We start from the raw sequence: 10,922 nt of genomic DNA, 5'->3' as shown, positions 1-10,922 counted from the left end.
GCCGGGGCGCGGGCGTCGCGGCGGCCGCGGCCGCCGGGGGCGCGCCCCCCCCCCGGGGGGGGGGGGGCCCCCCGACCCCGCGGACGCCGAACGGCGACCTGCGCCGAGGTCACCAAGCCCATCTTCCGGAAGGACCCCGCAATGAGTTCCACCGTCGGCGCGGTGCCGCCATCGGCTGCCGCCTCCCCGCCCTCGTCCGTCCCGCAACACCGGCGCCCGTCGTACCGATTCGGCCGGTGGGACATCAAGTACTCCCCGTACCTCTACATCGCTCCGTTCTTCGTCCTCTTCGGGGTCTTCGGCCTCTTCCCGGTCCTCTACACCGTCTACGTCTCGCTCTTCGACTACGAGCTGCTCAGCGGCACCAAGGAGTTCGCGGGACTGGAGAACTACCGCGTCCTGATGGCGGACGCCCAGTTCTGGAACGCGGCCTACAACACCGTCGGCATCTTCGTCCTCAGCACCGTGCCGCAGCTCGTCGTGGCGTTGCTCCTCGCCAACCTGCTGAACCGGCAGATGCGGGCCCGCACCGTGCTGCGGATGGGCATCCTCATCCCCAACATCACCTCGGTGGCGGCGGTCGGGATCATCTTCGCGCTGATCTTCGCCGACCGGTACGGCCTGATCAACTGGCTGCTCGGCACCGTGGGCTTCGACCCGATCGCCTGGCGGGACAACCGCTACGCCTCCTGGTTCGCGATCTCGTTCATGGTCGACTGGCGGTGGACCGGCTACAACGCGCTGATCTACCTCGGCGCCATGCAGGCCATCCCGAAGGACCTGTACGAGTCGGCCGCGCTGGACGGCGCCTCGGCCTGGCGGCAGTTCTGGACGATCACCGTGCCGCTGATCCGGCCGACGATCCTCTTCACGGTCGTCATCTCCACCATCGGTGGCTTCCAGATCTTCACCGAGCCCCTGATGTACGGGTTCGGTCTGGTCCGCGGTGGCGCCGACCACCAGTTCCAGACCCTGGCCATGTACATCTACGAGCAGACCTTCACCGGCAACGCCGAGTACGGGTACGGCTCGGCGATGTCCTGGCTGCTCTTCATGATGATCATCATCTTCGCGCTGATCAACTTCGCGCTGGTACGCCGTTCGGTGAAGGGGGAGAAGAAGTGACCACCGCGCAGACCCTTCCCCGGTCGGTGGCCCCGCCCACACCGGCCCCGCCGCGCCGCCGGCGCGGCCGGGTGCCCGGCGCTCAGCTCTGGCAGGCCAGCCCGCTGACCTACCTCGCGCTGATCATGGGCTCGGTGCTCTCGGTCTTCCCGATCATCTGGTCGTTCATCATCGCCTCGCGGGACAACAGCGCGGTCTACGAGATGCCGCCGGTCCCGGGTGACCAGCTGTTCACCAACATCGACCGGATGCTGGCCAACGAGGACGCCGCGTTCGTCTACGGTCTGGTCAACTCGGCGGTGGTGTCGAGCGTGGTCACCATCTCGGTGATCTTCTTCTCCAGCCTGGCGGGCTTCGCCTTCGCCAAGCTCAAGTTCCGGGGCAGCAACGCGCTGCTGCTGGTCATCATCCTGACCATGATGGTGCCGACCCAGCTCGGCGTCATCCCGCTCTACATGATGATGGTCGAGCTGGAGTGGACCGGCACCCTGCAGGCGGTCATCGTGCCGTTCCTGGTGCAGGGCTTCGGGGTGTTCATGATGCGCCAGTACGCGATGTCCGCGATCAGCGACGAGTTGATCGAGGCGGCCCGGCTCGACGGCTGTTCCACCTGGCGGATCTACTGGAACGTGGTGCTGCCCGGGCTGCGGCCGGCGGCGGCGGTGCTCGGACTGCTGACCTTCATGCAGACCTGGAACGAGTTCCTCTGGCCGTTCATCGTGCTCACCCCGGACACCCCGACGGTGCAGTACTCCCTGAAGATCCTCTCGTCCGGGCCGTACCAGACGGACTACGTGGCCCTGTTCGCCGGCACCGCGCTGGCTACCCTGCCGCTGCTGATCGTGTTCATCATCTTCGGCCGCCAGATCATCGGCGGCATCATGGAAGGCGCCGTCAAGTCGTGAGCAACCCCGCCACCCCACCCGCCCTCGGCGTGCTCGACGAGCGCCCGCCGCTGACCTTCCCGCCCGGCTTCCTCTGGGGCGCCGCCACCGCGGCGTACCAGATCGAGGGCGCGGCGGCCGAGGGCGGCCGGACCCCGTCGATCTGGGACACCTTCAGCCACACGCCGGGGCGGGTGGTCGCCGGGCACACCGGTGACGTGGCCTGCGACCACTACCACCGGCTCGACGCCGACATCGCGCTGATGGCCGAGCTGGGGCTGAAGTCGTACCGGTTCTCGGTCTCCTGGTCGCGGGTGCAGCCCGGCGGGTCCGGCCCGGCCAACGCCGAGGGGCTGGACTTCTACCAGCGGCTGGTCGACCGGCTGCTGGCGCACGGCATCGAGCCGTGGCTCACCCTCTACCACTGGGACCTGCCGCAGCCGCTGGAGGACGCCGGCGGCTGGCCGGCCCGGGACACCGCGGGCCGGTTCGCCGACTACACCCGACTGGTCGCCGACGCCCTCGGCGACCGGGTGCGCTACTGGACCACGCTGAACGAGCCGTGGTGCTCGGCGTTCCTCGGCTACGGCTCCGGCGTGCACGCCCCGGGCCGCTCCAACGGGGCGGACGCGGTCCGGGCCGGGCACCACCTGATGCTCGGCCACGGCCTCGCCGTGCAGGCGCTGCGCGCGGCCCGGCCGTCGGCCGAGGTGGGGGTGACCGTCAACCTCTACCCGGTCACCCCGGCCAGCGACTCGCCCGCCGACGCCGACGCCGCGCGGCGGATCGACGGGTTGGCCAACCGGTTCTTCCTGGACCCGCTGCTGCGCGGGTCGTACCCGGCCGACCTCCTCGCCGACCTGTCCACGGTCACCGACTTCGGGCACGTGCGTGACGGCGACCTGGCGGTGATCTCCAGCCCGCTCGACCTGGTCGGGGTCAACTACTACAGCCGGCACGTGGTGGCCGCGCCGGTCGACGGGGTGGCGCCGGAGAAGTACTGGCGGTCGCCGTCCTGCTGGCCGGGGAGCGAGGACGTCCGGTTCGTCACCCGGGGTGTGCCGGTGACCGACATGGACTGGGAGATCGACGCGCCAGGCCTGGTGGAGACGCTGCGCCGGGTGCACGAGGAGTACACCGACCTGCCGCTCTACGTCACCGAGAACGGCTCGGCGTTCGTCGACGCGGTGGTCGACGGGCGGGTCGACGACACCGAGCGGCTCGCCTACTTCGACGCCCACCTGCGCGCCGCGCACGAGGCGATCAGCGCCGGGGTGCCCCTGCGCGGCTACTTCGCCTGGTCGCTGATGGATAATTTCGAGTGGGCCTGGGGCTACACCAAGCGGTTCGGCATGATCTACGTCGACTACGACAGCCAGGCCCGCATCCCCAAGTCCAGCGCCAGGTGGTACGCCGAGGTGATCCGACGCAACGGTCTGGCCGCACAATAGCGAGGACCAGCCAGCACCGGGCGGTCCCGGCGCCACCTCCCGCGAGGTGCGCCGGGTCCGCCCGACGTCGGAGGAGCAGACCATGACAACGCAGCGCACCCGGTCGCTCGGCCGCCCGACCCTCGACGCCGTCGCCGCCCGCGCCGGCGTCGGCCGCGGGACGGTGTCCCGCGTGGTCAACGGCTCGCCCCAGGTCAGCCCGGAGGCCCGGGCCGCGGTGCAGCAGGCCATCGCCGAGCTGGGGTACGTGCCGAACCGGGCCGCCCGCGCCCTGGTCACCCAGCGCACCGACTCGGTCGCGCTGGTGGTCTCCGAGTCCGGTGACCGGGTCTTCACCGAGCCGTTCTTCGCCGGCATCGTCCGTGGCATCAGCTCCGCGCTGCTGGAGACGCCGATGCAGCTCTGGCTGGCCATGGCGCAGTCCCCGGTGGAGCGGGAGCGGGTCGAGCACCACCTGACCAACCAGCACGTCGACGGGGTGCTGCTGCTGTCGCTGCACGACGCCGACCCGTTGCCCACCCTGCTGGAGGAGCGCGACCTGCCCACCGTGCTGGGCGGCCGCCCGGCCCGGATGCTGCAACCGGGCGCCCAGCCCGCCTGGTACGTCGACGTGGACAACGTCGGCGGCGCCCGCCGGGCCGTGGAGTACCTCGCCGGCAGGGGGCGGCGGCGGATCGCCACCATCGCCGGCCCACAGGACATGGGCGCCGGCCTGGCCCGGTTGACCGGCTACACGGAGGCGGTCCGGGCCGCCGGGGGCGGGGTCAACCCGGACCTGGTGGCGTACGGGGACTTCAGCGAGGAGAGCGGGGCGGCCGGCATGCGGCGGCTGCTGGAGGTCTGCCCCGAGCTGGACGCGGTCTTCGTCGCCTCCGACCTGATGGCGTTCGGCGCGCTGCGGACGCTGCGCGAGGCGGGCCGGCGGGTGCCCGAGGACGTGGCGGTGGTGGGCTTCGACGACGCGCCGGTGGCCCGGCAGGCCGACCCGCCGCTGACCACGGTCTTCCAGCCGGTGGAGGAGATGGGCCGGCAGATGGCCCAGCTGCTGGTCGCCCGGATCCGCGGCGACGAGATCCCCGCCCCCCACATCCTCCTCGACACCCAACTCGTCGAACGCGCCTCCGCCTGACCCTCCGCCCTGCTCCCCGGTGACCATGAAGTTGTTGGCGTGACACGCCGGTGTCGGGCGCAACAACTTCATGATCACCGGCTTGAGGGCCGGGGAGGGGGTTAGGCAGGGGGTGGGGTGTGGCGGCGGAGTTCGCGGCGGGCCAGGGAGGCGCGGTGGACCTCGTCGGGGCCGTCGGCGAGGCGCAGCGTGCGGGCCTGGGCCCAGAGCGCGGCCAGCGGGGTGTCCTGGCTGACGCCGGCGCCGCCGTGCGCCTGGATCGCCTTGTCGATCACCCACTCGGCCATCGCCGGCGTGGCGATCTTGATGGCCTGGATCTCGGTGTGCGCGCCCTTGTTGCCGACCGTGTCCATCAGCCAGGCGGTCTTGAGCACCAGCAGCCGGGCCTGCTCGATGCGCACCCGGGACTCGGCGATCCACTCCCGCACCACGCCCTGCTCGGCCAGCGGCCGGCCGAACGCGACCCGCTCGCCGGCCCGCCGGCAGAGCAGTTCCAGGGCCCGTTCGGCCATCCCGACCAGCCGCATGCAGTGGTGGATGCGGCCGGGGCCGAGCCGGGCCTGGGCGATGGCGAACCCGGCCCCCTCCGCCCCGATCAGGTTCTCCGCCGGCACCCGTACGTCGACGAAGTCGATCTCGGCGTGCCCGCCGTGCGGGGCGTCGCTGTAGCCGAAGACGGTCATGCCCCGGCGGACCGTGACCCCCGGGGTGTCCCGGGGGACCAGCACCATGCTCTGCTGCCGGTGGCGGTCCGCGCCCGGGTCGGTCTTGCCCATCACGATGAAGACCTCGCAGCGCGGGTCCATCGCCCCGGACGACCACCACTTGCGACCGTTGATCACGTAGTGGTCGCCGTCGCGGGTGATCCGGGTGGCGATGTTGGTGGCGTCGGAGGAGGCCACCTCCGGCTCGGTCATGCAGAACGCCGACCGGATCTCGCCCTCGAGCAGCGGCTCCAGCCAGCGCTTGCGCTGCGCCTCCGAGCCGAACTCGGCGAGCAGCTCCATGTTGCCGGTGTCCGGCGCGGCGCAGTTGACCGCCTCCGGCGCCAGGTGCGGGCTGCGCCCGGTCAGCTCGGCGAGCGGGGCGTACTGGAGATTGGTCAGCCCGGCGCCGTAGCGCGGGTCGGGCAGGAAGAGGTTCCACAGGCCGCGCTTGCGCGCCTCGGCCTTCAGCTCGGCCATCACCGGTGGCCGGGCCCACGGGTCGCCGGCGGCGGCCACCTGCTCGGCGTGCACCGGCTCGGCCGGGTAGACGTGCTCGGTCAGGAACGCGGTCAGCTCGCCGCGCAGCTGTTCGGTGCGGGCGTCGTACGCGAAGTCCATCAGCGCTCCCTGGCGGCGGTCAGCCCGTGCGCGACCAGCGGTGCCACCATCTCGCCGATCCGGTCGAAGCCCTCGCCGAGGGTCTGCCCCAGCGTGTGCCGGTAGTGGATGCCCTCGCAGATCACCGCGAGCTTGAAGCAACCGAGCGCGAGGTGCCAGTGCAGCGGGCCGACGTCGACGTCGCCGCGGCCGGCGTAGCGCTCGATCAGCTCGTCGCCGGTGGGGAAGCCGGCGCGCGGGCCGAGCCCGTCGGCAACCGGGTTGCCGGCTGCCGTCTCGCTGCCGCCGAGCACGTCCCAGTAGGTCAGCAGCAGCCCGAGGTCGGCCAGCGGGTCGCCGAGGGTGGCCATCTCCCAGTCCAGCACCGCCCGGACGGCCACCGGGTCGACGGTGGCGAGGAGGTTGTCCAGCCGGTAGTCGCCGTGCACGATCCGGCCCGCGTTGGCGCCCTCGGGAGCGGTGGCGGCGAGCAGGTCGCGCAGCTCCTCGATGCCCGGCAGCGGCCGGCTGCGGGAGCGTTCCAGCTGCCCCGCCCAGCGGCGCACCTGCCGGGCGAGGTAGCCCTCCGGCCGGCCGAAGTCGGCCAGCCCGACCGAGGCGGGCTCGACGGCGTGCAGCGCGGCGAGGGTGTCCATCATCGCCATCGCCAGCTCCCGCCGCTGGTCGGAGGTGAGCGGGTCGGTCTGGGCGCGGGTGCGGAACACCTCGCCGGGCACCCGTTCCATCAGGTAGAACGGCGCGCCGATGACGTCCGGATCCGGGCAGTGCAGCAGGGCCGCGGGCACCGGCACGTCGGTGGGGGCGAGCGCGGAGATCACCCGGAACTCGCGGCCCATGTCGTGCGCGGTGGCCAGCACGTGCCCGAGCGGCGGGCGGCGCAGCACGACCTCGCGCTCCCCGGCGCGCAGCAGGTAGGTCAGGTTGGACTTGCCGCCGGCGATCAGCCGGGCCCGCAGCGGGCCGGTGGCCAGCTCCGGCCGGTGCTCGGCGAGGTAGCCGGCGAGCCGGTCGAGGTCCAGGCCGGCGGGGGACGAGGTGGGGGTGGAACCCCGCTCCGGCGGGGTGGCCGGGGCGGTCCCCGGCCGGAGCGCGTCGACGGCCGGATCGGTCATCCGACTAGTTGATGGCAGCCCGACCGGGTTGTCAAGGTCGGATTTTGCCCCCGGGACATGCCGCGGCAACAGGGACGAAATGGGCACCGGCCAGGCTGGTGCCCAGCCTGCCGGCCGCGCCGCCGGCCCCGCGAGCGGAGGGGTACCCAGATGTTGCTGCGAGTTCGGGTCACGCTGCCGGACCGTCCGGGCACGCTCGGCCAGGTGGCCCGCACCATGGGCGTCTCCGGCGCGGACATCGTCCAGGTGGTGGTGCTGGAACGGCTCGGCGGGCGGGCGGTGGACGACTTCACGGTGGTCTGGCCGGGGGCGGCCCGGGTGGAGCGGCTGCTGGCCGGCCTGGCCGCGATCCCCGGGGTACGGGTGGACGGCGTGTGGCGGGCGATCGGCGCGCCCACCACCACCGGCCAGGACGCCGAGCTGCTGGCCCAGGTGGCGGCGAACCCGGCCGACGGGGTGGCCACCCTGGTCGACGCGGTGCCCGGGCTGCTCGCCGCCGACTGGGCGGTCGCCGCGGTGGTGCCGCTGGACTGGGCCACCCGCGCCGGCGGCGGGGAGCCGACCGTCGGGCACGCCAGTTGGCGGGCGCCGGTCCCGCCGCGGCTGCCCGAGGTGACCCCGCTGCGCGCCCGGGCGGTCAGCGCACCCGACGGCGGTCACTTCGCGGTCGCCCCGTTCGGCCGGGCCGGGCTGGTGCTGGTGGTGGCCCGGGAACGCACCGACCCGCTGGCCGCGCCGGCGTTCCACGGCACCGAGGTGGACCGGTTGGCGCAGCTGGTCCGGGCCGGCGCGGTGATCCTCGGCGACCGGCTGGACCTGGTCGGCGTGCCGCCGGTGGTCGCCGGCCCCTGACCCGGGCCGCCGGGGCCGGGTGTGGCGCAGGTCGCGTACCCGGTTCCGCGGCCGTCACCCCGGGGCAACCGGCCGGCAACAGCCACCCGCGAGGGTCGTACCCGGGGAAGGGAGGCACCCATGACGTTGTGGCGGATCCGAGCCACCGTGGACGACCGGCCGGGCTACCTGTCGGTGCTCACGGCCAGCCTCGCGTTGCGCGGGGTCAACATCCTCACCGTGCAGGTGCACACCACCGAGCGGGGCGCGGTCGACGACTTCCTGGTCGACGCGCCGGACTCACTCGGCGAGGCCGACCTCGTGGCCGCCGTCGAGCGGGGACGGGGCCGGGACTGCTGGGTCGCCCGCAGCGAGGCGCGTGGCCTGGCCGACCAGCCGACCCGGGTGCTCGGGCTGGCCAACCGCCTGGTGCGCGACCCGGACGCGACCGGCGAGGCGCTGCGCTCGCTGCTCGGCGCGGACACGGTCAGCTGGCGGCCGGCGCCGGCCGGCGTCCGCAGCGGCATCACCGCACGCACCATGCTGCTGGCCGACTCGGGCGGCGGGTCGTTCGAGCTGCGCCGGGCCGCCCCGGACTTCACCCCGGCCGAGTACGCCCGGGCGCAGGCCCTGCTCGAGCTGGCCGCGACCGTCGCGCGCCGGGCCGCCGAGCAGGTCACCCTGGTGCTGCCGGACGGCGCCGAGGTGGGCGTACGCCCGGCCGGCGCGGACGACCTGGCCGGCGTGGTCGAGTTGCACGAGGCGTGCTCGGCGCGCAGCCGGTACCGGCGCTACCTGGGTGGGGCGGCGGCCCCGTCGCCGGCCCGGCTGCGCCGGCTGCTGGAACCGGCGCGCGGGCTGACCCTGCTCGCCGCCGCGCCCGCCCGCCCCGGCGCGGGGGAGCCGGTGGTGGCGATGGCGAACCTGCTCGCCGAGGGCGACGAGGCCGAGGCGGCCTTGCTGGTGCGCGACGACTGGCAGCGTCGCGGGCTCGGCTCGGCGCTGCTGCGGCGGCTGGTCGGGCACGCCGAGCGGGCCGGCTACGCGGCGCTGGTGCTGCACGTCCAGGCGGAGAACGCCCCGATGCTGCGCACCCTCCGCCGCCTGCACCGCCCGACCCCCACCGACCGCGACGGCGCCCTGCTCACCCTCACCGTCCCCCTCACCACCCCCGCCCCCGCCCGCCCCCGCTGACCGCCCCGCGCGATCTTGCACTTTCGGCCCCGGCGAACCGGGCACATGCCGCGTTTCACGGGCCGAAAGTGCAAGATCGCGGGATGGGGAGGGGGATGGGGAGGGGAGTGGGGGGTGGGGTCAGGTGGCGGGGTAGCTGCTGTAGTCGGGGAAGTTGCCGTAGAGGCGGGTGTCGCCGCCCTGGGTGACGGCCTGGACCAGGAGGTCGCCGCCGACGAAGGCGCCCTTCCAGGAGGCGCCCCGGCCGCCGAACGGCTCGTCCCGGTCGCCCCGGGAGCGGGGCTTGTTGATGCCCACCTTGAACGCCTGGAGGTCCACCGCGAGCTTGCCGGCCAACTCCTCGTCGTCGCAGGCGAGCGAGGCGACCAGCGCGCCGTTGGAGGCGTTCATCTGGGCCAGCAGCTCGTCGGTGGTGTCCACTACGACGATGGTGTCGACCGGCCCGAACGGCTCGGCGTGCATCAGCCGGGACCGGCCGGGCGGGGCGAGCAGCACCGCCGGCGCCACGTACGCGGAGGTGTCCTGCCCGTCCAGGAACGGCGCGCCGTCCAGCTTGCCCCGGTGCAGCGGCACCGCGCCGCCGCGTACCGCCTCGTCGACCTTGCGGCGCAGCTCGTCGGCCTTGGCGGCGCTGATCAGCGGGCCGAAGTCCAGCTCCGGCAGCGGGTCGCCGGCCCGCCAGGTCTCGTCCACCGCGAGTGGATGCCCGAACCGGACCGAGCGCACCACCGGCAGGTACATGTCGAGGAACTCGTCGACCAGGTCCCGCTGGACCACGAACCGGGGGTACGCGGTGCAGCGCTGCTTGCCGTACTCGAAGCCCTTCTTCAGGTGCCCGGCGAGCAGGTCCCACTGGGAGAAGTTCCAGACGCCCCAGGCGTTGAGCCCCTCCTGCTCGATGAAGTGCCGCTTGTCGGAGTCGAGCAGCGCGGCGGCCACCTTGCCGCCGTTGGACCGGCCGCCGACGAACGCCACCGCGCCGATCTCCGGCGCCCGGACCAGCACCTCGGAGAGCTCCTCGCCGCTGCCGGAGACGAGCGTGGCGGGCAGCCCGGCCCGGCGCATCAGCGCGTGCGCCACGGTGAGGCAGACCGCGCCGCCCTGCGACGGCGTCTTGGCGATGACCGCGTTGCCGGCCAGCAGCTGCACCAGCTCCGCGTGCACCAGCACGCTCATCGGGTAGTTCCAGGACGCGATGTTGCTGACCGGGCCGGGCAGCGGCTCCCGGCCGTCGGCGAGCATCCGGTCGATCTCGTCGACGTACCAGCGCACGCCGTCCAGCGCGCGGTCCACGTCGGCGCAGGCCAACCGCCACGGCTTGCCGATCTCCCAGACCAGCAGCAGGGCGAGCAGGTCGCGGTGCGCGGTGAGCGCGTCGAGCGCGTCGGTGACCCGGGCCTTCCGGTCGGCCAGCGGGGTCGCGGCCCAGCCGCGGTGCGCGGCGGCGGCGTGCGCCACGGCGGCCCGGGCGGTCTCCGCGTCCAACCGGGGCAGGTTGACCAGGACGGTGTTGTCCACCGGGGTGCGGACCGGGGTGGGCGCCCCGACCGCGCGCCAGTCGCCCTCCACGAGGTTGTGCAGGGTGATGACGCCGTCGGCCGGCGCGCCGAACGCCTCCGGGGCGGCGGCCACCGCGCGGGCCAGGGTGTCCGACCAGGCGGTGCCGTCGGCGAGTCGTAGAGCCATCGCGATCTCCTCAGGGGTCGTCCGGAGAGCGGCGGCGTCGATGGCACCGCTTGGTGTCGCGTACTGTCGCGCGCCGCGCGGCGGCCGGGCAACAGTACGTTCGTATGCCGGAACGCGACGCCCGCGCCGCGCCGGCCCCGACCGCAGGTCGCGGCCGGTCCCGATTGGCCTGACCTGGGCGTACG

At 73.7% G+C, this 10,922-nt stretch carries 9 protein-coding genes; 6 read left to right on the top strand and 3 right to left on the bottom strand.

The window, feature by feature from the left end; all coding sequences use genetic code 11:
- The first annotated feature begins 141 nt into the window (after positions 1-141).
- The 4 genes from SM577_RS29880 to SM577_RS29865 all read left to right on the top strand — a co-directional run bounded on the left by SM577_RS29880 (position 142) and on the right by SM577_RS29865 (position 4,589).
- The gene (locus tag SM577_RS29880; RefSeq protein ID WP_302917507.1) at positions 142-1,125 is read left to right on the top strand and encodes a carbohydrate ABC transporter permease; all 984 of its coding nucleotides are present in this window, start codon (positions 142-144) and stop codon (positions 1,123-1,125) included.
- A gap of 125 nt (positions 1,126-1,250) precedes the next feature.
- On the top strand, positions 1,251-2,030 hold the full coding sequence (locus SM577_RS29875; protein WP_302918696.1) for a carbohydrate ABC transporter permease: 780 nt from the start codon (positions 1,251-1,253) through the stop codon (positions 2,028-2,030).
- Positions 2,027-3,460: a GH1 family beta-glucosidase gene (locus SM577_RS29870; protein ID WP_474588546.1), complete on the top strand. Its 1,434-nt coding sequence runs from the start codon at positions 2,027-2,029 to the stop codon at positions 3,458-3,460. The genes SM577_RS29875 and SM577_RS29870 overlap by 4 nt, the downstream gene beginning before the upstream one ends.
- An 82-nt stretch (positions 3,461-3,542) precedes the next feature.
- Positions 3,543-4,589: a LacI family DNA-binding transcriptional regulator gene (locus tag SM577_RS29865; RefSeq protein WP_302917505.1), complete on the top strand. Its 1,047-nt coding sequence runs from the start codon at positions 3,543-3,545 to the stop codon at positions 4,587-4,589.
- A 101-nt stretch (positions 4,590-4,690) separates the two neighbouring features.
- Here the strand turns inward: SM577_RS29865 and SM577_RS29860 are convergent, their stop codons facing one another.
- Positions 4,691-5,914, bottom strand: a complete 1,224-nt coding sequence (locus tag SM577_RS29860) for an acyl-CoA dehydrogenase family protein (RefSeq protein ID WP_302917504.1) — start codon at positions 5,912-5,914, stop codon at positions 4,691-4,693.
- A complete protein-coding gene (locus SM577_RS29855; RefSeq protein WP_474588545.1) occupies positions 5,914-7,026 on the bottom strand; it encodes a phosphotransferase family protein in 1,113 nt (370 codons plus the stop codon). The genes SM577_RS29860 and SM577_RS29855 overlap by 1 nt, the downstream gene beginning before the upstream one ends.
- 150 nt (positions 7,027-7,176) lie before the next feature.
- Between SM577_RS29855 and SM577_RS29850 the strand changes: the two genes are divergently transcribed.
- Together SM577_RS29850 and SM577_RS29845 are read left to right on the top strand one after the other, a co-directional pair.
- A complete protein-coding gene (locus tag SM577_RS29850; RefSeq protein ID WP_474582798.1) occupies positions 7,177-7,878 on the top strand; it encodes an ACT domain-containing protein in 702 nt (233 codons plus the stop codon).
- A gap of 120 nt (positions 7,879-7,998) precedes the next feature.
- Positions 7,999-9,051, top strand: a complete 1,053-nt coding sequence (locus tag SM577_RS29845) for a GNAT family N-acetyltransferase (protein WP_474588544.1) — start codon at positions 7,999-8,001, stop codon at positions 9,049-9,051.
- 120 nt (positions 9,052-9,171) lie between these two features.
- Here the strand turns inward: SM577_RS29845 and SM577_RS29840 are convergent, their stop codons facing one another.
- Positions 9,172-10,737 carry an aldehyde dehydrogenase family protein gene (locus SM577_RS29840; protein WP_474581650.1) on the bottom strand — a complete coding sequence of 522 codons (1,566 nt, stop codon included), beginning with the start codon at positions 10,735-10,737 and terminating at the stop codon, positions 9,172-9,174.
- Between the last annotated feature and the right edge of the window lie 185 nt (positions 10,738-10,922).

It is taken from the genome of Micromonospora desertarenae, from assembly GCF_056150265.1.
Note: the sequence above shows the minus strand (reverse complement) of the source record. Positions and strands in the feature narration are given on the sequence as shown.

Excerpts from the sequence above, each read along its gene's own strand:
- SM577_RS29855 (WP_474588545.1), bottom strand. The coding sequence starts at position 7,026 with ATGACCGATCCGGCCGTCGACGCGCTCCGGCCGGGGACCGCCCCGGCC.
- SM577_RS29840 (WP_474581650.1), bottom strand. The coding sequence starts at position 10,737 with ATGGCTCTACGACTCGCCGACGGCACCGCCTGGTCGGACACCCTGGCC.
- SM577_RS29875 (WP_302918696.1), top strand. The coding sequence starts at position 1,251 with ATGGGCTCGGTGCTCTCGGTCTTCCCGATCATCTGGTCGTTCATCATC.
- SM577_RS29850 (WP_474582798.1), top strand. The coding sequence starts at position 7,177 with ATGTTGCTGCGAGTTCGGGTCACGCTGCCGGACCGTCCGGGCACGCTC.
- SM577_RS29880 (WP_302917507.1), top strand. The coding sequence starts at position 142 with ATGAGTTCCACCGTCGGCGCGGTGCCGCCATCGGCTGCCGCCTCCCCG.
- SM577_RS29860 (WP_302917504.1), bottom strand. The coding sequence starts at position 5,914 with ATGGACTTCGCGTACGACGCCCGCACCGAACAGCTGCGCGGCGAGCTG.
- SM577_RS29865 (WP_302917505.1), top strand. The coding sequence starts at position 3,543 with ATGACAACGCAGCGCACCCGGTCGCTCGGCCGCCCGACCCTCGACGCC.
- SM577_RS29845 (WP_474588544.1), top strand. The coding sequence starts at position 7,999 with ATGACGTTGTGGCGGATCCGAGCCACCGTGGACGACCGGCCGGGCTAC.